Origin of the sequence: Kocuria sp. KRD140 (assembly GCF_017168375.1) — a bacterium.
In the GTDB taxonomy this organism is placed as follows: Bacteria; Actinomycetota; Actinomycetes; order Actinomycetales; family Micrococcaceae; genus Kocuria; species Kocuria marina.
Map to the genome: position 1 here is coordinate 186,343 of NZ_JABFAW010000002.1, position 22,617 is coordinate 208,959.

Genomic DNA, 22,617 nt, shown 5'->3' on the forward strand with positions numbered 1-22,617 from the left:
GCGTGGGGTGCGGGCTCGGGCGCGTCCTGCCGGGTGACACCGCGGGTCAGCACGGTGAAACTGGCCAGGGCGAGTACGAGACACACCAGGACGGTCACGGCGAACACGCGCGGGGCGAGCCACGGCGGGGCCCCCAGGAACAGCAGGAACCAGCCCAGCACGAGCACCTTGAGGAGGTACAGCGCGGCGAGCGCGGGAGCCGTGGCCGCCGGTGCCACGCGGTACATCTGAGCCGCCACGAGGGCGGTGGCTGCGGAGCTGACCGCGATGATCCCCGCCCCGAGCAGCGCCGAGCGCGGTGCCGAGAGCATGTCCACGACGGCTGAAAGTGTAAGCAGAATCACACCCAGGATCAGGAACATGACGGCCCCGGCCCGCACACCCCGGGCGTAGGAAGGGGGGCGGGAGCGGGCGGCGTCGTGCGCGGCGGATTCCTCCGACGAACGCGGAGCGCGGTCAGGGGTCACGGGCGCAAACTCCGTGCGGTGCTCCGGGCGCGGGCGAGCAGCACCGGGGACACGAGGTACAGCACGATCACGAGCACCACAGCCACACCGGCGAGCACGGAACCCGTGCCCGCGGCCCGTAGACCGTAGAGGGAGATCAGACTGACGCACGCCGTGGCGGTCGTGACCACCGCGGCGGACTGCACGTGGGACAGGCCCACGTCCGTGAGGCGCTGGTAGACGTGCTGCCGGTGCGGTGTGTACCAGACCTCCCCGCGGCGGATCCGCAGCACGAGCGTCACGGCGGTGTCCGCGAGGTAGACCAGCAGCGGGGACAGCAGGTACTCCACGTAGACGCCCGAGAGGAACGCGCCGATCGCGATCGCGGCGATGGCACCGCCCAGGACGTAGGAGCCGACGTCGCCCAGGAAGACCGTGCCGCGCCCCAGGTTCCACGGTAGGAAGCCCAGGAACGCACCGGCGAGCGCGAGGCCCGCGCACACCATCCACGGCATCCCGTTTGCCGCACCGGCCCACGCGTAGAACAGCCCCACCACGCCGCCGTGCAGCCCGGAGATCCCGTTGATACCGTCCATGAAGTTGGCGATGTTGACGTAGGCCACGGTCGCGAGCACACCCACGGGCCACCACCACGCGGGGATGCCCAGGGCCACGATCATGGCGGCGGTCCCGAGCGCGCCCACGAGGGCCTGCATGCCCAACCGGACTCCGATGGACACGCCGCGGTAGTCCTCGGCCCAGCCCAGGGCCGCGCTGGCCGCGGTCATGGCGAGCACGGACAGGGCGAGCGAGCGGTCCACGGGGATCAGACCGAACCCCAGGGACAGCCCGTACGTGAGGATCAGGGCGATGGCCACCGCGAGTCCCATCCCGCGCAGTACGGGCCGCGAGTGCGAGGACCGGTCGGACGGGATGTCGATCACGCCCCACCGGCGTAGCAACGGCTTGACCGCGAACGGCAAGAGCACTGAGAGCACGAAGGCAGCGGCGAGTGTCCACGGGGCGAGGGCCAACAACAGGTTCAGCGCCTGGCCGTCCGTGAAAGTGGCGGGGCCGGTGTCGACCGCGGGGGCCGTGGGTACGCCGTGGGCGGGCAGGAACGCGGTGGACACGAGGACGGTGCTCATGCGTGGCGCCTCCAGCCCGTGTGTCCCTCGGCGGCGTCGCCGTCCGCACCGTCAGCGTCCGCGTCTTCGGCGCGGGGTCCGGTGGCCGGTGCGCACTCGGCGGCGCGCGGCACGGAGAAGTCCGTGACCTTGGGCTGGGTGCTCACCACGACCTGCGGGATGGACCCTGTGAACATCATCCCGCCGCGCACCTTCCACACGTGACGGTCCAGGTTCGCGGGATCCAGGCGCTCGGCCTTGGCGTGGGAGATCTTGGGGTGGAAGGGCCGCTCGTCGGTCTCACCCGTGCCGATGAGGTCCTCATGCAGCTTCTCACCGTGGCGCAGCCCGGTGATCTCGATGCTGATGTCCTCGCGCCCGGACATCGACCGCAACCGGCGGGCGATGTCCAGGATCCGCACGGGCTCCCCCATGTCCAGGATGAGCACCTCTCCCCCGTGCGCGATCGCACCGGCCTGGATCACGAGCTGACACGCCTCGGGGATGGTCATGAAGTACCGGGTGGCATCCGGGTGGGTCACGGTGATCGGCCCGCCCTGGCGGATCTGTTCCGCGAACAGCGGCAGCATGGACCCGCGCGAACCGAAGACGTTGCCGAAGCGCACGGACGCGTAGCGCTTGCCCGTGCGGTCCCCCATCCACGCGGTGAGTTTCTCCGCCACGCGCTTGGAGTGACCGAGCGCCGTGGTGGGGTTGGCGGCCTTGTCCGTGGAGATGTTCACGAACACGTCCACGCCCACGGCGGACGCGGCGCTCAACACGTGCAGCGAGCCCATGACGTTGGTCTTCCACGCCTCGTCCGGGTACTGCTCGAGCAGGGACACGTGCTTCAGCGCCGCAGCGTGGAAGACCACCTGGGGCCGGCGGTCCTGGAACACCCGGGTGAGCGCGTCCGGATCGCGGATGTCACAGAGCACGGTGTCGTTGCCGTCCAGCAGGCCACGCCCGGTGATGGAGATCTGGGTGGCCTGCAATCCGGATTCATCACGGTCCAGCATGATCAGCTCCGCGGGTTCGAAACCCACGAGTTGGCGGCACAGTTCCGAACCGATCGACCCACCCGCGCCCGTGACGAGCACGCGCTTGCCGGTCACGTACCCCGCGATGGCCTCCACGTGGATGTCCACGGGCCGCCGTCCGATGAGGTCCTCCATGGAGATGTCACGAAGGTCCACGCTCTGGTTTGCGCCGGTAAGCATCTCGGTCAGGGGCGGGACGGTCATCACGCGAGTCCCGGTGCCCTCCACGACTTCCGAGACGCGTTGCATGGTGCGGGGGTCCACGTCCGCGACGGCCACGATCAGCACGCCGGCGCGCGTGTGCTCCAGGACGGACGCGGCGTCGTGCAGCGTGCCCATGACCGGGACGGAGGAGATGCGCAGGTGCTTCTTGGCGGGGTCGTCGTCGAGCAGGGCCACGGGCAGGAAACCGGAGGCGGGGTCCTGCATCATGCGGTGTACCAGGAACGTGCCCAGCGCGCCCGCACCGAAGATCACCACGTTCTGCGCCTGCTCACCCGGCTTGGCCGTGGATTCCTGGTACATGCGTTTGAGGTAGCGGAACGCGGCCATCAGCAGGCACGCGAACGGGAACGCGATGAACCCCAGCGAGCGCGGGATCCACAGGGCCACACCGAAGACCAGCAGGACGGCCTCGAGCAGTGCCGTGACGATCACGGTCACGACCACGAGCAGCTTGGCCTCCTCGAAACTGCCGAACGAGTACCGGCCCTTGTAGAGGGCGAACGAGAAGCCCACGAGCAGTTGCAGCACGACCGCCACCACGCACGTGATGATCACGCCCCCCACGGAGATGAGCTCCACGTTCATCTCGAACCGGAGGAACGCCGCGACCCACAGCGCCACGATCCACGCGATGGAATCCAAGATCATCTGGATCCACAGCCACGCGACCGGTTTGTCCGCTCGGGGGGTGGGGCTTGCGGGGGTGACCATGCAGTCGTAGTCCTTTCGGGTGCGGGTCAGTCGCGGTGACCCACCATGAGCCGGTACGCCGTTTCCCGTACCCTCAGGGGGACGAATCGGTAGCCGCCGCGCACCATGACGTTCACGGCCCATTGTAGGAACCCCACGTGGCCCAGGGTGCGCAACCGGTGCTGCAACGTCAGTTCGGCCCGCAGCACGCGGTACCCGCCGCGGCGTTCGTAGGAGCCCGCGGAGACGCGATAACCCACGAGCGGTTCCGCCACGTTGCGCACGTCCGCGCCGGCATGGAGCATGCGCGTCCACAACCAGTAGTCCTCGGCCATGGGGACGTCCTCGTAACCACCCACGGCGAGCGCGGCACTGCGGCGCAGCACGACCGTGGGATGGGAGATGGGGTTGCGGTATCGGCTCACCGCGGCGATCCGCGCGGCCCCCACGGGGGCTGTGCGCAGCGCGACGGGCCGAGTCTCGTCGTCGCCGATCTCGTGCATGGACGCACCCACGAGGTCCGCGCCGTCCTCGATCAGGGGCAGTTGCCTCTCGAACCGGCGGGGGTAGGAGACGTCGTCCGCGTCCGCGCGCGCGACGACGTCGTACGCGCACCGCGGCAACGCAACGGTCAGCGCCTGGGCGAGGCCACCGTTCTCCGGGATCCGCAGCACACGGACGGGGATCGGGGATTCTTTCGCGAGCCGCTCGAGCTCCGCCGTGACGGACGCCGACACCGGACCGTCCTGGACGAGCAGCACCTCCGCGGGCGGGCGGGTCTGCTCCACCGAATTAGACTCCACCGCGCGCCGGATCCGCTCGGCGGTGTCCGCGGCGTACACGGGGATCAGCACCGAGAACCGGGCCGGCAGTTGCGCGGGGGTCAGCGGGTCAGCGAGGGCCACCGAAACCACGTCCGCGCATGCCGTTGCCGTAGAGCCGCGCCCACCGGACCAGTCCGGGCAGATCACGGTGGCGCGCGTAGTGGGCGGGGTAGCCGATCGCGTCCGCGACCAGTTGCACCACGCGCTTGTAACGCCACGAGACGTACCCGCGGTTACGGAAGAAGTGGCGCTGCTTGAACTCCCCCGGCGGGATCAACACCTGCAGCTTGCCGGGGATCACCACGTGTTCCTCGGCCCAGCCCGGCGGGTGGGACACGGCCGTGGTCGTGACCGTGCCGAACGGCAGCCGACTCTTGCGCAGGCGCACGAGGAAGTCGACCTCATCCCCGCGCAGGAACAGTTTCAGGTCCGGCAACCCCACCCGGAAGAACACGGACTCGTCCATGAGCGCACCGTTGAAGAAATTGGCGTAGGAATCGATGAAGCCCAGCGGTTCCAGGTCCGCGCGACGGTGGGTGATCCCACCGTCCAAGCGGAACGGGAACGCGAGGGCGTCGTGGTCCTGGGGCGCCACGATGAGCGGTGACACCACGGCGAGCCCCCGCTCGCGCGCTGTTTCGCGCAGGGTGTGTAGGCACTCGGGGTCCTCGGGATGGGCGTCGTCGTCCATGAGCCACACCTGGTCCGCGCCGCTCGCGAGCGCCGTGAGGATGGCGAGCGCGAATCCGCCCGCCCCGCCCAGATTGGCCACGGAGCGGCGGTAGTGCAGCGTGAAGGCTCCCCCGATCCGCTCCCCCAGCGCGGCCTGGTCCAGGGCAGTGCGCCCGGCGTCCACGAGACACAGACTCGCGATCGGGTCGGTCTGGACGCGCAGCGCGTCGATCAGCGCCGCGACGTCCTCGGGGCGGTCCTGCGTGACGCACGCGACGCTCACGTTCGCGTCCGGACGGTCGCTCGCCCGCGCGGTGGATTCGGTCATGGCGCCCCCGGGACGACTCGTGATGTGCAAGGAAGATGTGCTCGACCGCGGCGCACGCGCAGCCGCTCGCGCGGGCGCCCGGCACGCCGGTGAACTCCGGGAGTCTATCAACGCGTACCTTGACGCCACCTCGACGTCACCCGCACGGGTGATGTGCCGCGCTGACGACCACGGGCTGACCACCAAGAACGGGTCCGGGGCGCTACCGTACGATGAAGACACCATCACAGGAGGAGACACAACAGTGACGGCTCACAGCTGGCGCGTTCTCGGCGCCACGGGGTTCATCGGTTCCGCCATCACCACTGCCCTGCAGACCCGGAACATCCCGGTCACCCCGGTGGCCACCCCCCGACTGGCCTCGCCCGCGACCACGGTGCACCACCTCATTGAGCACGCGCACCGCCTCGAGTCCGTGATCGACTACCTGGCCGATTCCTTCGCCGGCGCGGACGTGGTGGTCAACGCCGCCGGTCTGGCCGCCCCCGATCAGACGCACCAACAGTCCCTGACCGGGGCTAACGCGCTGCTTCCCGTCCTCGTGGCGCTCGCCGCCCACCGCACGGGCGTGCGCCGGGTGATCCACATGAGCTCCGCGTCCGTGCAGGCCGACGCACCCGTGCTGGACGAGTCCATACGCACCGCACCATTCTCCCCCTACTCCTTCTCCAAGGCCCTGGGCGAGTCCGCGCTCTACCGGTTGCGCTCCCAATGGCGCGAGGAATCCGGCGCTCCGCAGTTGAGCGTCATCCGCGCGACGTCCGTGATGGGCAGCGGGCGGCGCACCACGCGCATGCTCGCACGGTTCGCGTCCTCGCCCCTGAGCTCGGTCGCCGGGGATGGCTCCGCCCCCACCCCCGTGACCTCCGTGACCGCCCTCGCGCAGTTCACGGTGGCCGTGGGCGAGTTCCCTGAGGTCCTGCCCCCCGTGATCCTGCAACCGTGGGAGGGCGCCACGACCGGTTCCGTGCTGCGCGACGCCGGACGCCGCCACCCCCTGCAGCTGCCGTCCTGGGTGTGCCGGGCGGTGATCGCGACCGCGCGCACGGCCTCGGCCGCTGCCGGTTACCGCTACGGCGGGCTCATCCGCCGCCTGGAGGTCACGTGGTTCGGCCAGCGCCAGGTCCCCGGGTGGGCCCACGAGAACGGTGTGCTCCCCGAGCCCCACGTGCAGGAGGTGCTGCGCCAGGCGCACCTCGCGCTGGGTCGCTGAGCCGCGCGTTGGGTTCTTCGCAGCGCGTCCGCGCCCGGTCCGGAGCACTCCCGCGCTGACAGAACGATCCCCGCACCGTACCCGTCATGGGATGGTGCGGGGATCGTCTCGTCAAGGCACCTGTTGTTCAGGCCCCGTGGTTCTCGGGTTCCCCGGCGACGAGCCGCTGCGCCTCCTCCATGCTCAGTGCCCCGGTCCCGTCCCAGCGCGGCTCGGTGTCCGGTGTGCGTTCCCGTCCCTGGTCCACGAACGGACGGGCCTCCGCGGGGGAACTTCGGACCAGGTCGGCCACGAGGTCCTCGTCCGCGGGAGTCGAGCCGGCCGAGAGGGCCGCGCCCTCGCCGAACGATTCCGGTGCATTCGCTTCGGGGTTCTGACGCGCGGAGTGTGTCGACGCCGCGGCGTCGTCGTCCGAGACCGCCGCGCCGGCACCGCCGGCTGCAGCGGCCGCCTCCGGGCTCTCACCGGTCGCCGGAGCTGCCGGTTCGGTGCCGCCGTCCACGTTCGGGACGACCTCGCGCAGCCGCGCCAGCGTGATCACGCCGTGGCGCAGCACCACGGGCGTCTCCCCCGTGCAGTCCACGATGGTCGAGGCCACGTCCTGCGCACCGGCGGGGACCTCACCCGCGGGCCGCGGACCGTCGTCGAGGTAGAGCGCCACGCGGTCCTGCAGCATCTCGCGGGCCTGCTCGGCGGTGCGCGCGGCGGGCATCCCCGTCCGGTTGGCGGAGGACACGGCCATGGGACCCACGCGTTCGAGGACCGCGCGGGTCACGGCGTCGTCGGGAACGCGTAGCGCCACTGTCCCATGGGTCTCCCCCAGGTCCCAGCCCAGGGTGGGCTGGGCCCAGCAGATGATCGTGAGGGCGCCGGGCCAGAACGCCTGCGCGAGCGCGCGGGCGTCGTCGGAGATCTGGTCCGCGAGGCCGTCGATCACCTCGGGGCGGGCGATCAGCACGGGCGGGGGCATTTCCCGCGTGCGGCCCTTGGCGCCCAGCAGTCCCTGGACACCGGGCGCCGAGAACGCATCGCAGCCGATGCCGTAGACGGTGTCCGTGGGCAGCACGAGGCATTCGCCGTCCGCGACGACGCCCGCGGCCTCGGTCACGGCCGCTTCGAGTTCCTGCGGGGTCCCGCAGGATCGGATCTCACTCAAGAGCAACTCCTCTGCTGACGTGTTTCGTGTTCTTCCCGTGCTCCACGCACCCGGCCGTCCCGTTCACGGTACGTCTCCCGGCACGACGGCGCTGCGGCGCCCCGGTCTCTCAGCCCCCCGGCCCCGGCAGCGTGGCGGTCGTGGCCCGCGGGCGGTCGGTCAGGTCGTGGTGCGTGCGGATGTCCCGGAACCCCCGGTCCTCGAGGGCGCGGGCGACGGCCGCGACCTGGGACTCGGCGTGTTCCATGACGAACGAACCGCCCGGACGCAGGATCCGCACGGCGGTGTCCATCGCGGCGCACGGGAACGTCATCCCGGTCTCGTCCCCGCCGTACAGCGCCGTGGGTGGATCGTAATCGCGTACCTCGGGATCCTCCGGGATCTCACCGTCCGGGACGTAGGGTGGGTTGGTCACGACCACGCAGAACCGCCCCGCCGACTCGACCGTGACATCGCGGTAGTCGGATTCGAGCAAGCGCACGCGGGAGCCCGCCAGATTGCGCCGGGTCCATTCCAGTGCGGCTGGTTCGCGTTCCACGGCGGTGACCCTACTCGCGGGATCCTCGCTCGCCACGGCCAGGGCTATCGCGCCACTGCCCGTCCCGAGGTCGATGACCCCCGGGTGGGTCTCGCCGGCCCCGCGCCATACGCGCACCAGATCCAGGGTCAATTGGACGAGCAGTTCGGTCTCCGGGCGGGGGACGAAGACCCCGGGACCCACCGCGAGCTCGAGCTTACGGAACGGGGCCGTGCCCGTGATGTGTTGCAGGGGCTCACGCCGTGCGCGGCGTTCTACGAGGTCGCGGTACCCGTGCGGTTCCGGCGCGCCCAGGATGGCCCGCGCTTCGGTGTCCCCGCGGCCCAGGCCCAGCGTGTGGGCGGCGAGCAACACGGCGTCGACGTCCGGGGAGGCCACACCCGCGCGAAGCAACCGGGACCGGCCCCACGCGATCGCCTGGGCGAGAGTCGTGGCCACGGGAAGTTACTTCCCGCCCACGGACCCGTGCTGTGCGGAGTCCTGACCCAGTTGTTCCAACCGGTGCTTCTCGTCCAGTTCCACGGCGGAGGCGATCACGGGTTCCAATGCGCCGTCCAGGACGTGGTCCAGGTTGTAGGCCTTGTACCCGGTGCGGTGGTCCGCGATGCGGTTCTCGGGGAAGTTGTAGGTGCGGATGCGTTCCGAACGGTCCACGGTGCGCACCTGCGACTTGCGGGCCGCGGCGTTCTCGGCGTCGATCTGTTCCTGCTGGTGCGCGAGCAACCGGGCGCGCAACACACGCATGGCCGCCTCACGGTTCTGCAGCTGGGACTTCTCGTTTTGCATGGACACCACGATGCCCGTAGGGACGTGCGTGATCCGCACCGCGGAGTCCGTGGTGTTCACCGACTGCCCACCCGGACCCGAGGACCGGTAGACGTCGATCTTGAGGTCGTTCTGGTTGATGTCGATCTCGTCCGGCTCGTCCACCTCGGGGAAGACCAGCACCCCCGCAGCGGACGTGTGCACGCGTCCCTGGGACTCGGTCACGGGCACCCGCTGCACGCGATGCACCCCGCCCTCGTACTTGAACCGGGCCCACGCGCCCTCGGCCGGATCGGAGGAGGACCCCTTGACCGCGAGCTGGACGTCCTTGTAGCCGCCCAGTTCGGTGGGGGTTGACGAGAGGATCTCGGTCTTGAGCCCGGACTGTTCCGCGAAACGCATGTACATGCGCAGTAGGTCCCCGGCGAACAGGGCGGATTCGTCTCCGCCCTCACCCGCCTTGACCTCGAGGATCACGTTGCGGCCGTCGTCCGGGTCCCGCGGGATGAGCTTGCGGCGCAGTTCCTCGCGCGCCACGACGAGCTCGTCCTCAAGGGGCTTGACCTCCGCGGCGAGTTCGGGATCCACGCTCCCGAGCTCGCGCGCGGCGCCCAGGTCCTCGGAGATGCGTTCCACCCGGCGATGCGCCTCGACGATGCCGTTGAGTTCGGAGTAGCGCCGACCCAGTTTCCTGGCCTTGCTCGCGTCCGCGTGGACGGCGGGATCCGCCAGGGCGCGCTGGAGCTCGGCGTGTTCATCCAGCAGCGGCTGAACGGGGTCGGACATACGGTGCTCTCCTGGGATCGACGGGTGGAACGCGGTGCTCGCGGGTTCCTAGTGACCGGCCAGCGTGGTCTTTTGGACCTGCAGCAGGAACTCGGTGTTGGACTGGGTATCCCGCAGCTTGCTCGTGAGCAGTTCCAGGGCCTGCTGCTGTTCCAGACCGGAGAGCACGCGGCGCAGCCGCCACATGATCTTGATCTCGTCCGCGGACAGCAGGTTCTCCTCGCGGCGGGTACCGGAGGAATTGACGTCCACGGCCGGGAAGATCCGCCGGTCCGCGAGCTGACGGGACAGGCGCAGTTCCATGTTGCCCGTGCCCTTGAACTCCTCGAAGATGACCTCGTCCATCTTGGACCCGGTCTCCACGAGCGCGGTCGCGAGGATGGTCAGCGAGCCACCGTTCTCGATGTTGCGCGCGGCGCCGAAGAACTTCTTGGGCGGGTACAGCGCGGCGGAGTCCACACCACCGGAGAGGATGCGGCCGGACGCCGGTGCCGAGAGGTTGTACGCGCGGCCCAGGCGGGTCATGGAGTCCAGCAGGACCACCACGTCCATGCCCATCTCCACCAGGCGCTTGGCCCGCTCGATCGCGAGCTCCGCGACCGTGGTGTGGTCGTCCGCAGGCCGGTCGAAGGTCGAGGCGATGACCTCACCCTTGACCGTGCGCTGCATGTCCGTGACCTCTTCGGGGCGCTCGTCCACGAGCACCATCATGAGGTGGACCTCGGGGTTGTTGGTCGTGATCGCGTTGGCGATCGACTGCAGCATGAGCGTCTTACCGGCCTTGGGCGGGGAAACGATCAGACCGCGCTGGCCCTTGCCGATCGGGGCCACGAGATCCACCACGCGGGGACCGATCTTCTTGGGCTCGGTCTCCAGGCGCAGCCGCTCCTGGGGGTACAGCGGGACGAGCTTGTTGAACTCGACCCGGTCCTTGTTCTCCTCGGGCTTGCGGCCGTTGACCGTGGTCAGCTGCACGAGCGCGGAGAACTTCTGGCGCGAGTTGTTGTGTTGTTCGCCCTCGCGGGGAGCACGGATGGCACCCACGATCGCGTCGCCCTTGCGCAGGTTGTTCTTCTTGACCTGGGACAGGCTCACGTACACGTCCGACGGGCCGGGCAGGTAGCCCGAGGTGCGCACGAACGCGTAGTTGTCGAGCACGTCCAGGATGCCCGCCACGGGCAGCAGGACGTCGTCCTCGGTGATCTCGACGTCGTCCACGTCCGGACCGTTGTGCCGGTTGCGACGGTTGCGCCGCTCGTTGCGGTCGTTGCGATCGTTGCGATCGTTGCGATTGCGGTTGCGCCGGTTGCGGCGGGAGTTGCCCTCACCGTCGTTGTTGCGATCGTTGTTGTTGCGGTTGCGCCGGTCGTTGCGGTTCTGGTTGTCCTGACCGCCGTCCTTGGGGTCACCGGAATCGTTGGAACCGCCTTGGCCCTTGGAGTCACGGCGGTTGTCCCGGTCCTGACCGTTGTCCTTGGAATCCTTCTGGTTCTTGGCGTGGCGGGAACCGTCCAACTGACCCTGCTTGTTCTCGCGCCGGTTCTCGTCCTGGGACGAGCCGTTCTGCTCGGACTTCTCGTTGCGGCGACCGCGCTGGTTGCGCTGACCGCGCCCGGACTCGTTGCCGGAGTCGTCAGAGCCCTGGGCGGAGTCCTGCCCGGACTCGTCCCGGCCCTTCTCCGCCTGGTCCTTGTCCTGCTGGTTCTGGGCGGAACGGTCCTGGCCGGAGCGCCCGTGCTCACCGGTGCCGCTGGCCGTGGCGCGCCGGGAACGGCGCGAACCGCTCTGCGGCGGGACGTTCTGTTCGCCGTTCTCGCTCTCCGAGCCCTCCTGGGGCTTCGAGGAGGAGTCCGCCGACGCCGCGTCCGCGGACGTGGCGGCCGGAGTATCGTCGGAGGAGTGGCGCTGGGAGGCCTTGCGAGCGGTCTGCTCGATCTTGGCCTCCACGGCTTTGTCGCGCTCGGCGACGGCGCCCCCGCGCTGGTGGGCCTCGATGGCCTCGACCAGCAAGGACTTGCGCATGCGACGCGCGCCGGTAATGCCCAACTGGGCCGCGAGGGCCTGCAGCTGCGCGAGTTTGAGCCCGGACAGACCGGTGCTCTGGGCGTTCGAGGTGTCCGTTCCCTGTTCGGGGGCGGTGGTTTCTGTCACGAAGCTTCCTTCTGACTCGATGGGGGTTGCGGCACTCAGATCGCCAGCAACCCGACGATGATGGTGTGGGCCACCCGCGGCGGGCCACGAAAGTGCGCGCCGGAGGCGCGCGTCATCAGCAATGAAGTCCCCCGAATCTCCCGCGGAGCCGGGACGCCACATTACAGAGGTGGCTGGTCTACGCGGAAGAGGATCGCAGAGAGGCGACGCGGTCGAACACCTGCGTTGAGGAACTGCGCACGAGGCTCGGCTGCGGGGCTGCACTGTCCGGCACGGACGCGAACCCGGGGCCTATTGCGTGGATACGCTCACTTTAGCACCCTCTTCGGGCACCCGCAGGACATGAACACGCCACGTCACCGTTCGCCCCTGGTACTCGTGCGCCGACGACGCCGCGTCCGCCGCGATCTCCTCGATCGCCGCAGCCACGCGCCCAGCGTGCTCCGCGCCGTTCGCGAGCGTGAGCACGGTGGGGCCCGCACCCGAGATCAGGGCGGCGTGACCGAGGTCGCGCAATCGGGTCATGAGCTCGCAGCTCGGTGCCATGGCCTGTGCACGGTAGGGCTGGTGCAGCAGGTCGAACGTCGCAGGCACGAGCAGCTCGGGCCGTTCGCCCAGGGCCGCAACCAGAAGCGCCGCGCGGCCGGCGTTCACGGCCGCCGTGCGATGCGCGACCATCTCCGGCAGCAGCCCGCGGGCCACCGACGTGGCGACTTCGAAGTCGGGCACCGCGACCACGGGAACCACGTCCGGATGCACGCGCACGGGCACGCTGTGGAAACGGCCTTCGTCCTCGTACGAGATCGTCAGACCACCCAGCAGGGTGGGGGCCACGTTGTCCGGGTGTCCCTCCATGTGGGAGCACACCTGCAGCACCGCATCCGGTGAGAGCCGGTGGGATGCGGGGAGCAGCGCGTTGGCCGCGAGGACACCGGCGACCACCGCGGAGGCCGAGGAGCCCATGCCCCGGCCGTGCGGGATCGCGTTGTGGGCGCGCAAGCGCAGCGGGGGCAGCTCACCGGCCCCGGCGGCGTCGAACGCGGCCTGCATGGCACGGATCACCAGGTGCTCGGGACCGCGCGGCACGCCCGCCGCGCCCTCCCCCGAGAGGTCGAACTCGAGTCCGCGCTCGATGCGCGTGAGCGTCACGGTGTCGTAGTGACCCAGCGCGAGACCGAGCGAGTCGAAGCCCGGGCCCACGTTGCCCGTGGAGCCGGGGACCCGCACGCTCACGGTGGTACCCACGGGCGTGATGGCGCCCGGCACGTTCCCGGTGCGGGGTGCGCTGTCGGTGTCGGGCGCGTCGGAGCGGGTGGCGTGCAACGGTGCGTTATTCACGGCGGAGCCGGTCATTCCAGGCCGAGGGCCGAGGCCACGGAGACCACGTCGAAGGCCACGCGCTTGGGCTCGGCGGCCGTGGGGTCCTCGGCCTCGGCGCCCTTGATCGCCCACTGGGGGTCCTTCAGGCCGTGGCCCGTGACGGTCACCACGATCGTCGCGTCCGTGGGTACCTCCCCGGCCCGGGCCTTCTTGAGCAGACCCGCCACTCCGGACGCGGAGCCCGGTTCCACGAACACGCCCTCGCGGGACGAGAGCCAGCGGTGGGCCTCGAGGATCTCGACGTCGCTCACGGAGTCGATGAGCCCGCCGGACTCGTCACGCGCGGCGATGGCCGTGTCCCAGGACGCGGGGTTGCCGATCCGGATCGCGGTCGCGATGGTCTCCGGTTCCGTCACGGGATGGCCCAGCACGAGGGGTGCGGCACCCTCCGCCTGGAAGCCCCACATGGCGGGCGTGCGGGTGGACACCGCGGGCAGGGTCTCACCTGAGGTGGCCGGGGTCTCCTGCGCGTACTCTCGGTAGCCCTTCCAGTACGCCGTGATGTTCCCGGCGTTGCCCACGGGCAGCACGTGGATGTCCGGGGCGTCGCCCAGTGTGTCCACGACCTCGAAGGCCGCGGTCTTCTGACCCTCGATCCGGTACGGGTTCACGGAGTTGACCAGGAAGACCGGGTAGGACTCGGAGAGCTTGCGCGCGACCTCCAGGCAGTTGTCGAAGTTGCCGTCGATCTGGATGATGTCCGCGCCGTGGGCCACGGCCTGGGACATTTTGCCCATGGAGATCTTGCCCTCCGGCACGAGCACCGCGCTGCGCATCCCGGCCTGCTTGGCGTACGCCGCCGCGGACGCGGACGTGTTGCCGGTGGACGCGCACACCACGGCCTTGGCCCCGGACTCCTTGGCCTTGGTGATGGCCATGGTCATCCCGCGGTCCTTGAACGAACCGGTGGGGTTCATGCCCTCGAACTTGAGCCACACCGTGGAGCCCGTGAGCTCGGACAGCGCCCGCGCCTGGATCAGAGGGGTGCCACCCTCTCCCATGGTGATGACCTCGGTCTGCTTGGTGACCGGCAACCGGTCCTTGTACTCGTTGATGACGCCCTGCCAGACGTGTGCCATGCCGCGTGCTCCTCGGTTCGACTCGTGGCCCCGCGCCGCGTGGTGCGCGGGGCGCTCAAGAATTATTCTCCGGCTTCCACCGGTGTGACGGACACGATGTCCCGCACCACGTCCAGCTCGCGCAGGGCCGCGACCGTGGCCATGAGGGACGCGTGTCGGCCGCTGTGCGTCACGAGCCGCAGCTGGGACATCCCGGGGGCGTCCGGGTCCTCGATCTGCAGCATCGTGGAGATCGAGACCCCGTGGTCCGCGAACACCTGGGCCAGTTGCGCGAGCGCACCCAGTCGGTCCGTGACGGCCACCGTGATGGACAGCCGCGTGGTGGCGTCGTCCATGCTCACGGCGGGCAGCGCCGCGTAGGCGTCGAGCGGGATGCCCTGAGCTCCCAGCGCGATCGCGCGCGCCGCGGAGACGAGGTCGCCCAGCACCGCCGACGCCGTGGGGTGACCACCCGCGCCCTGTCCGTAGAACATGAGGGAACCCGCGTTCGCGGCCTCCACGAACACCGCGTTGTACGCGCCGTGCACACCCGCGAGCACGTGGTCGCGCGGGATCATCACGGGGTTCACGCGCAGATTCACGCCGTCACCGCAGCGCTCGCCCACGGACAGCAGCTTGATCACGTACCCCGCCTCGCGGGCGGCCGCGACGTCCTGCGCCGTGATGCCCGTGATCCCCACGCAGTGCACGTCCGCGATCGTGTAGGTCGAGTGGAACGCGAGGGACGCGAGCACGGCGGCCTTGGCGGCGGCGTCGTGCCCCTCGACGTCCGCGGTGGGGTCCGCCTCGGCGTAGCCGAGCTCCTGAGCCTGCGCGAGGGCGTCGTCGAACGCGGCCCCCGTGGTGTCCATCTGGTCCAGGATGAAGTTGGTGGTCCCGTTCATGATGCCCAGGAAACGGTTGACCCGGTCCCCCGCGAGCGAGTCGCGCATGGGGCGCACGATGGGGATCGCGCCGGCCACCGCGGCCTCGTAGGACAACTGTGCGCCCGAGGCCGCCGCGGCGTCGTGCAGTTCGCGCCCGTGCTCGGCGAGCAGCGCCTTGTTGCCCGTGATCACGGACTTCCCGGCGTTCAGGGCACGCAGCACTCGCGTGCGCGTGGGTTCGATCCCGCCGGTCAGCTCCACCACCACGTCCGCGGCGTCGATCACCGCGTCCGCGTCCGTGGTCAGCAGTTCCGCGGGCAGCTCCGTGTCCCGCGGGGCTTGCGGATTGCGCACGGCCACGCCGCTCAGTTCCAGGCGCACGCCGCTGCGCAGGGCCAGCTCATGGGCGTGGTTGAGCAGCACGCGGGCCACCTGGGAGCCCACGGTGCCAGCACCCAACAGGCCCACTTTCAGCACGGGCGTCTCGCGGTCGGTTGCGGGTGAAGTGTTCATGGCTCCTGGTGTTCTGTCGGGGGCTTGCTGTCGGGGCGTGTCAATGGGTAGGGCCGCGCCCCGCGGGCGGTCGCGGCCCGGTGGGTGCGGCGAGGCGGGCGCGGCGGGGCGGCGTCCGGCGCGGTGGCGGGGCACGATGTGGCTCGCGCCCCTCGACCGCGCCGGCCGGCTCACACCCCGGTGTCGCGGGCGAGCAGGTCGGAGACGGACTCGCGGCGCACGATCTCGCGGGTGTCCCCGTCCGGTGCGACCGCCACGATCCCGGGGCGGGGCAGCCAGTTGTAGTTACTGGACAGGGACCAGCAATACGCGCCGGTCACGGGCACCACGAGCAGGTCACCCGCGGTGACGTCCCCGGGGAGGTAGACGTCCTTGACCACGATGTCACCGGACTCGCAGTGCTTGCCGACCACGCGCGAGAGCACGGGGGTCTCCTCGGACACGCGGTTGGCGAGCACGGCGGTGTAGTCGGCGTCGTAGAGCACGGGACGGGCGTTGTCGCTCATGCCGCCGTCCACGGACACGTACCGGCGCTGCACGCCCGGGCTGACCGTGACGGTCTTGACGGTGCCCACCGTGTAGACCGTGCACCCGGAGGGCCCGGCGATGAACCGGCCCGGTTCGAAGGACAGGTGCGGGGTGGGCAGATCCGAGGACTCGAGCACGGAAGTGAGCAGCGGGGCGAGGTCCGCGGCGATCGCGGCGACCTCGCGCGGGCTGTCCGCGGCGGTGTACGCCACACCGTGGCCGCCACCCAGGTCGATCTCGGGCAGCGTCACGTCCCAGCGCTCGGCCACGGTCTCGCGCAGCGCGAAGACGCGCTCGGCGGCCTGACCGAAGCCCTCCGCCGCGAAAATCTGGGATCCGATGTGGCAGTGCAGCCCGCGCAGGTCCAGTGCATCGGAAGCGTCAACGCATGCAGCCACGGCCACGAGTGCGGGAGAGTCCTCCCCCTCCTGCACGGGGTTCAGCGAGAGTCCGAACTTCTGGTCCTCGTGGGCGGTCGCGATGAACTCGTGCGTGGACGCGTGCACCCCCGGGGTCACGCGGATCATCACGGGCGCGCGGGTGCCGCGGTCGCGGGCCAGCCGTGCCACGAGCTCGATCTCGGCGAGCGAGTCCACGACGATGCGTCCCACGCCCACCTCGAGGGCCCGGTCGAGTTCCTCCGCGGACTTGTTGTTGCCGTGCAACGCGATCCGGCCCGGGGCCACACCCGCGGCGAGCGCCACGGCGAGTTCCCCGCCGGAGGCGGTGTCGATATTGAGGCCCTCCTCCGTGGCCCACCGCGCCACGGCGGTGTTCAGCAGGGCCTTGGAGGCGTAGTAGACCTCGAGTTCCACGCCGAGAGGATTCAGGGCGGCCTCGAACGCCTCGCGGAAACCGCGGGCGCGGTCCCGGAAGGTCCGTTCAGAGACCACGTAGCTCGGGGAACCGTGGCGCGCGGCGATCTCGGTCACGGGCACGGAATCCACGGTGACGCACCCCGTGTCATCCCGGGCGTACTGGGACGTGAAGACCACGGGGTCCAGTGCCGCGGGGTCCGCGGGGACCTGCAGCCAGGCCGGGGCGAGCGGGGTCATGGGATCACATCCTTTCGGGAGCGGAGACGCCCAGCAGGTCCAGCCCGTTGGCGAGGACCTGGCGCACGGCGTCGTTGAGCCACAGGCGGGTGTGGTGGACGGGCGCCACGGGGTCGTCGCCCTGCGGGGTGACCCGGCACGCGTCGTACCAGCGGTGGTACGCCCCGGCCAGGGCCTCGAGGTGGCGCGCCACGCGGTGCGGTTCGCGCAGGGCCGCGGCCTGGGCGACGACGGACGGGTACTGTCCGAGCGCGGCCAACAGGTCCGCTTCACGCGGGTGCTCGAGCAGGGACGCGTCGAACCGGGCGGCGCCGGCCTCGTCCGTGTGCGCGACACCGGCGGCGTGGGCGTTGCGTTCCACAGCGCACGTGCGTGCGTGGGCGTACTGGACGTAGAAGACCGGGTTCTCGTTGGAGCGCTTGGTCAGCACGTCCAAATCGATGTCGATGTTGGAGTCCACGGAATAGCGGGTCAGCGAGTACCGCGCGGCGTCCACGCCCACGGCCTCCACGAGGTCCTCCATGGTCACCACGGTGCCCGCGCGCTTGGACATCCGCACCGCGGTGCCGTCCTTGACCAGGTTGACCATCTGACCGATCAGCACCTCGACGGCGTCCGGGGAGTCCCCGAGCGCGGCCGCGGCGGCCTTGAGCCGGGCCACGTAGCCGTGGTGGTCCGCGCCGAGCATGTAGATGCACAGGTCCGCGCCACGGTCCCGTTTGTTCTTGAAGTAGGCGATGTCCCCCGCGATGTACGCGGCGTGACCGTCCGACTTGATGACCACGCGGTCCTTGTCGTCCCCGTGGTCGGTGGAGCGCAGCCACCACGCTCCGTCCTCGAAGTACAGCGCGTCCGAGGAACGCAGCTGGTCGAGCAGCGTCTCGACCTGGCCGTCCTCGAACAGCGAGTTCTCGTGGAAGAAGACGTCGAAGTCCACGCCGAAATCGTGCAGCGAGGATTTGATCTGGGCGAACATCAGTTCCACGCCCGCGGCGCGGAAGACCTCCTGCGGGTCCTCGGACTCCAGGGCGTCCGGGTGCTGGGCCAGGACCTCGTCCGCGATCTCGGAGATGTACTGCCCGCCGTAGCCGTCCTCCGGGGCGGCCTCCCCGCGGGCGCGGGCCAGCAGGGAACGGGCGAAGCGGTCGATCTGGTTGCCGTGGTCGTTGAAGTAGTACTCCCGCACGACCGAGGCACCCTGCGCATCCAGGATCCGGGCCAGGGAGTCACCCACGGCGGCCCACCGCGTGCCACCCAGGTGGATCGGACCGGTGGGGTTCGCGGAGACGAACTCGAGGTTGATGGTCGTGCCGGACAGGGTGTCCGCGGTCCCGAAGGCGCGTCCCTGTTCCACGATCGACTGCGCGAGCTCACCGGCCGCGGCGGCGTCGAGCGTGACGTTGAGGAAGCCCGGACCGGCGATGTCCACCGTCTTCACACCGGGGACGGCCGACAGGCGCTCGGAGAGGATCTGCGCGACGTCCCGGGGGGAACGGCCCACCTTCTTGGCCACCTGCATGGCCACGGTGGTAGCCCAGTCCCCGTGCTCACGGTTCTTGGGTCGCTCCACCTTCGCGTGCGGGAGTTCGGCGCCGTCCACCGGGGTCAGTTCACCGGCGGCCACGGCGTCTTGCAGGCATGCGGACACGGCGGAGGAAAGTTCTTCAGGAGTCACTGTGCCAGTGTAACGGCGCGGGAGCACCCCGCTCGATCCGCGTCGATTGGTGCGCCCGCGCGACCTGGTAGTATCGTCGAGTTGTCGTCGCGGGCCTCGTTCTCGGGTCCTGTGACACGGCACGCCCGCGTAGCTCAGTGGATAGAGCGTCTGCCTCCGGAGCAGAAGGTCGTAGGTTCGAATCCTGTCGCGGGCACCACGAATGCCCTCCCCTCGGGGAGGGCATTTTCGCATTTCGGGGACCCCCACGCCCTACGGGGCCGGCACCCGGATCGCGGGTGGTTCGAGCTAGCGGGTCAGCGGTGACCGCGGCGCTGCTGGCGGGTCCTCAGGTGGGGGTTCAGCTCGAGTGGGTCGTACTCATTGACCACGGAGTCGCTGCCGTAGTGCTCTTCGAGCAGTTGGTCCTCCTCCACCGGGCGGGGTGGAGCCGTGCGCCGCAGCACGACCCCCACAATCGTGAGCAGGCCACCCACCGCGAGGGTTCCGAAACCCACCGCAATCATGGTCCACCCGCGAGTGTTCAATGGCTCTCCCCCGTGGTCCGCCGCGGCCCGGCTCATGGCCACGAGTGCCTCCGGGAGGGTGAAACAACACACGAACAACAAAAGCAGCCCCACCGCGGTGATGACGGACGTGAAACGTTGTCTGCGGTGGGGCTGCTTCATAAGATCAATGGCCTTCCGGTGACACCCCCGGAGCGGAGGAACCACCCGTTGGGGCGCCGTGGGCGGGGGCACCCCGGGACGGGGCACCGGCCTGTTCGGCGCTGCGAGCTGTCTCCAGAAGCGTAGCGTCATCCAGGGCGGGTTCGCCCGTGGCCGCTTGCAGCTTGCGGAACTCGGCGAGCAGATCCGCCACGGTGGCCTCGGCCTTCTGCTGCGCGTCCAGCTCGAAAAGGATGCGACCCTCGTGCATCATGATGAGCCGGTTGCCCAGCCGCAGGGCCTGGTCCATGTTGTGCGTGACCATGAGCGTGGTCAGGTGACGCTCGTTCACGATCCGCTCGGTGATCTCCGTGACGTGCTGCGCACGCTGGGGATCCAGGGCGGCCGTGTGCTCGTCCAGTAACAAGATCTCGGGTGCGGAGAACGTGGCCATGAGCAGGGACAGCGCCTGGCGTTGCCCGCCGGACAGCAACCCCACCTTGGCCCCCAGCCGGTGCTCCAGACCCAGTTCGAGGGTCTTGAGCTCCTGCTCGAACTCGTGGCGTCGGGCGCGGGTGACGCCGCGCGCGAGACCACGGGAGCGACCGCGGCGCTGCGCGATGGCCATGTTCTGCTCGATGCTCAGGGTGGGCGAGGATCCCTTCATGGGGTCCTGGAACACCCGGGAGATCCACGTGGCCTTGCGGTGTTCGGGAAGCCGCGTGACGTCCCGGTCCCCCACCATGATCCGGCCGCTGTCCGGGATGATCGTCCCGGACACCGTGTTGAGCAGGGTGGACTTGCCCGCACCGTTGGAGCCGATGACCGTGACGAAGTCCCCGGGGTTGACCGTGAGGCTCACCCCGTTCAACGCCACGCGTTCGTTGACCGTCCCGGCGAAGAACGTCTTGCGCACGTCCTGTACGTTCAACATCCGATCACGCTCCCGTTCGTCCGGACACACCGGCGTCCACGGTGCGCCGGGCGCGGGATCGCACGTCCGCCTGCACCGCTTGCGCGGCCCTGAGGGTGCGGTGGCGCTTCCACCGCTTGTACACGCCGAGCTGCGGCAGCACGAGCGCGATCACCACGAGCACCGCGGAGATCAGCTTCATGTCCGAGGGGTTCAGTCCCGCCTGCAGCGCCACGGTGATCACCAGGCGGTACAGCACCGAGCCGAGGATCACCGCGAGCGTGGCGATCACCACGGTGCGCGTGCCGAAGATGCCCTGGCCGAGGATCACGGAGGCGAGGCCCACGACGATCATGCCGATGCCCATGCCGATGTCCGCGAAGCCCTGGTACTGCGCGATCAGGGCACCGGACAAGCCCACGAGGGCGTTGGACAGGCACAGACCGAGGATCTTCTGCCGGTCCGTATTCACCCCGAAGGAACGGATCATCTCCGGGTTGTCACCCGTGGCCTGCATGGCCAGGCCGGCGTCCGTGTACAGGAACCAGTCCAGTGCGAGCTTCACGAGCAGCACACCGGCCAACAACAACAACACTCCCACGACCGTCCCCTGCAGCCCGGCCTCGCGCAGGGGCGTGAAGACGGTCTCCTCGCGCAACAGCGCGAGGTTCGCCTTGCCACCCATAAGCCGCAGGTTCACGGAGTACAGGGCGGTCATGGTCAGGATGCCCGCGAGCAACCCGTTGATCCGCGCCTTGGTGTGCAGCAACGCGGTGATCAGACCGGCGAAGGCGCCGACCACGAAGCCCACGACGGTCGCAAACCACGGGCTGCCGCCGTGCAGGATCACCATGGCCGCGGTGGCCGCCCCGCTCGTGAAGGACTGGTCCACGGTCAGGTCCGGGAAGTTCAACACGCGGAACGTGAGGTACACACCCAGGGCCATGATCGCGTAGATCAGCCCCAGTTCGATTCCAGCGATCACCGGCGTTACTCGATGACCTGGTCGGCCTGGTCCCGCAGGCTCTGCGGGACCTCCACGCCCATGGCCTTGGCGGCCTTGGCGTTAATGATGAGCTTGGTTTCTTTCTGGGACTCCACGGCCATCTCGCCGGGCTTGGCGCCGTCCTTGAGGATGCGCACCGCCATCTCACCGGTCTGCTTGCCCAGGTCCGTGTAGTTGATCCCCTGGGTTGCCAGGGCACCGCGCTCCACGGAGTCGCCCTCACCCGCGATCAACGGGATCTTCTTGGCCTCCGCGGCGGAGATCACGGCCTCGAGCCCGGCTACGACCTTGTTGTCGGTGGGCACGTAGATGGAGTCGGTGTCGAAGGACTCGGCGGCCTGGGCCACCTCAGCCGTGGTGGTCACGGTCTTCTCCTCAACCTTCAGACCCTCGGCCTGCGCGGCCTTCTTGGCCTCGTCCACCTGCACCTGGGAGTTGGTCTCACCGGAGCTGTAGATGATGCCCACGGACTTGGCGCCAGACTTGAGCTTCTTGATGAGCTGGATCTGCTCGGCCACGGGGTTCATGTCCGTGGTGCCGGTGACGTTGGCGCCGGGCGCATCCATGGAATTCACGAGCCCCGCGTCCACGGGATCGGTCACGGCGGTGAACAGGACGGGCTTGTCCGTGACGGCCTGGGCAAGGGACTGGGCGGACGGCGTGGCGATGCCCAGGATCAGATCGTCGTTGGAGGACGTGAAGTTGGAGGCGATGTTGGTCGCGGTGGCCTGGTCGCCGGAGGCGTTCTGCACGTCCAGGGTCAGGTTCTCACCCTCCGTGTAGCCGCCGTCCTTGAGGGCCTGCACGAAACCTTCGCGGGCGGCGTCGAGCGAGGGGTGCTCCACGAACTGCGAGATGCCCACGGTGACCTTCTTGGTCTCACCGGACTGCCCACCGTTGTCGGATCCGCAACCCGTGAGCAGCAACGCCGCGGTGGTGGCCACGGCGGCGACCGGGAGTAAACGCTTCATGACGGGTAATTCCTTTCCCCGAG

General features: G+C 69.7%; 19 protein-coding genes and 1 tRNA gene. 2 read left to right on the forward strand and 18 right to left on the reverse strand.

The window, feature by feature from the left end:
• The 5 genes from J1M36_RS03100 to J1M36_RS03120 form a co-directional block, all read right to left on the reverse strand.
• Positions 1-467 (reverse strand): hypothetical protein (locus J1M36_RS03100; protein ID WP_206478635.1); only part of this gene is annotated, 467 nt, incomplete at its 3' end.
• On the reverse strand, positions 464-1,594 hold the full coding sequence (locus J1M36_RS03105) for a glycosyltransferase family 4 protein (RefSeq protein WP_206398966.1): 1,131 nt from the start codon (positions 1,592-1,594) through the stop codon (positions 464-466). The genes J1M36_RS03105 and J1M36_RS03100, both read right to left, overlap by 4 nt.
• Positions 1,591-3,549 carry a nucleoside-diphosphate sugar epimerase/dehydratase gene (locus J1M36_RS03110; RefSeq protein ID WP_241246782.1) on the reverse strand — a complete coding sequence of 653 codons (1,959 nt, stop codon included), beginning with the start codon at positions 3,547-3,549 and terminating at the stop codon, positions 1,591-1,593. The genes J1M36_RS03105 and J1M36_RS03110 overlap by 4 nt, the downstream gene beginning before the upstream one ends.
• A gap of 26 nt (positions 3,550-3,575) precedes the next feature.
• Positions 3,576-4,433 (reverse strand): glycosyltransferase, encoded by an 858-nt coding sequence (locus tag J1M36_RS03115; RefSeq protein ID WP_064845331.1) that lies wholly within the window; start codon positions 4,431-4,433, stop codon positions 3,576-3,578.
• Complete coding sequence (locus J1M36_RS03120) at positions 4,420-5,352, reverse strand: glycosyl transferase (RefSeq protein ID WP_206478636.1); 933 nt, start codon at positions 5,350-5,352, stop codon at positions 4,420-4,422. Before J1M36_RS03120 ends, J1M36_RS03115 begins: the two co-directional genes overlap by 14 nt.
• Before the next feature lie 244 nt (positions 5,353-5,596).
• Here J1M36_RS03120 and J1M36_RS03125 point away from each other — a divergent pair, with 244 nt between their 5' ends.
• Positions 5,597-6,565, forward strand: a complete 969-nt coding sequence (locus J1M36_RS03125; RefSeq protein WP_085106384.1) for an NAD(P)-dependent oxidoreductase — start codon at positions 5,597-5,599, stop codon at positions 6,563-6,565.
• Positions 6,566-6,692: 127 nt separating this feature from the next.
• Here J1M36_RS03125 and J1M36_RS03130 read toward each other — a convergent pair whose 3' ends face one another.
• The 9 genes from J1M36_RS03130 to argS all read right to left on the reverse strand — a co-directional run bounded on the left by J1M36_RS03130 (position 6,693) and on the right by argS (position 19,057).
• On the reverse strand, positions 6,693-7,721 hold the full coding sequence (locus J1M36_RS03130; protein ID WP_206478637.1) for an L-threonylcarbamoyladenylate synthase: 1,029 nt from the start codon (positions 7,719-7,721) through the stop codon (positions 6,693-6,695).
• Positions 7,722-7,830: 109 nt separating this feature from the next.
• Positions 7,831-8,697 (reverse strand): peptide chain release factor N(5)-glutamine methyltransferase, encoded by an 867-nt coding sequence (prmC, locus tag J1M36_RS03135; RefSeq protein ID WP_098054778.1) that lies wholly within the window; start codon positions 8,695-8,697, stop codon positions 7,831-7,833.
• 6 nt (positions 8,698-8,703) lie between these two features.
• Positions 8,704-9,810 carry a peptide chain release factor 1 gene (gene prfA / locus J1M36_RS03140; protein ID WP_144998098.1) on the reverse strand — a complete coding sequence of 369 codons (1,107 nt, stop codon included), beginning with the start codon at positions 9,808-9,810 and terminating at the stop codon, positions 8,704-8,706.
• A 48-nt stretch (positions 9,811-9,858) separates the two neighbouring features.
• The gene (gene rho / locus J1M36_RS03145) at positions 9,859-11,961 is read right to left on the reverse strand and encodes a transcription termination factor Rho (RefSeq protein WP_206478638.1); all 2,103 of its coding nucleotides are present in this window, start codon (positions 11,959-11,961) and stop codon (positions 9,859-9,861) included.
• 291 nt (positions 11,962-12,252) lie between these two features.
• The gene (gene thrB / locus J1M36_RS03150) at positions 12,253-13,215 is read right to left on the reverse strand and encodes a homoserine kinase (RefSeq protein WP_231885434.1); all 963 of its coding nucleotides are present in this window, start codon (positions 13,213-13,215) and stop codon (positions 12,253-12,255) included.
• 95 nt (positions 13,216-13,310) lie between these two features.
• Positions 13,311-14,420 carry a threonine synthase gene (gene thrC, locus J1M36_RS03155; RefSeq protein WP_064845337.1) on the reverse strand — a complete coding sequence of 370 codons (1,110 nt, stop codon included), beginning with the start codon at positions 14,418-14,420 and terminating at the stop codon, positions 13,311-13,313.
• Between the two features lie 62 nt (positions 14,421-14,482).
• A complete protein-coding gene (locus J1M36_RS03160) occupies positions 14,483-15,799 on the reverse strand; it encodes a homoserine dehydrogenase (protein WP_193519880.1) in 1,317 nt (438 codons plus the stop codon).
• Positions 15,800-15,969: 170 nt separating this feature from the next.
• Positions 15,970-17,382: a diaminopimelate decarboxylase gene (lysA, locus tag J1M36_RS03165; protein WP_206478640.1), complete on the reverse strand. Its 1,413-nt coding sequence runs from the start codon at positions 17,380-17,382 to the stop codon at positions 15,970-15,972.
• A 4-nt stretch (positions 17,383-17,386) separates the two neighbouring features.
• Positions 17,387-19,057, reverse strand: coding sequence for an arginine--tRNA ligase (gene argS / locus J1M36_RS03170; RefSeq protein ID WP_165489777.1), 1,671 nt, complete (start codon positions 19,055-19,057; stop codon positions 17,387-17,389).
• A 123-nt stretch (positions 19,058-19,180) separates the two neighbouring features.
• Between argS and J1M36_RS03175 the strand changes: the two genes are divergently transcribed.
• Positions 19,181-19,256, forward strand: a tRNA-Arg gene (locus J1M36_RS03175).
• Positions 19,257-19,353: 97 nt separating this feature from the next.
• Here J1M36_RS03175 and J1M36_RS03180 read toward each other — a convergent pair.
• From J1M36_RS03180 to J1M36_RS03195, 4 genes are read right to left on the reverse strand one after another with little or no spacing between them, the layout of a single operon-like run.
• Positions 19,354-19,725, reverse strand: coding sequence for a hypothetical protein (locus J1M36_RS03180; protein ID WP_193519883.1), 372 nt, complete (start codon positions 19,723-19,725; stop codon positions 19,354-19,356).
• A gap of 4 nt (positions 19,726-19,729) precedes the next feature.
• The gene (locus J1M36_RS03185; RefSeq protein WP_206478641.1) at positions 19,730-20,638 is read right to left on the reverse strand and encodes an ABC transporter ATP-binding protein; all 909 of its coding nucleotides are present in this window, start codon (positions 20,636-20,638) and stop codon (positions 19,730-19,732) included.
• Positions 20,639-20,642: 4 nt separating this feature from the next.
• Positions 20,643-21,602 carry an ABC transporter permease gene (locus J1M36_RS03190; RefSeq protein ID WP_206478642.1) on the reverse strand — a complete coding sequence of 320 codons (960 nt, stop codon included), beginning with the start codon at positions 21,600-21,602 and terminating at the stop codon, positions 20,643-20,645.
• Between the two features lie 5 nt (positions 21,603-21,607).
• Entirely contained in the window at positions 21,608-22,594 is a 987-nt protein-coding gene (locus J1M36_RS03195) for an ABC transporter substrate-binding protein (RefSeq protein ID WP_193519885.1), read from the reverse strand.
• Between the last annotated feature and the right edge of the window lie 23 nt (positions 22,595-22,617).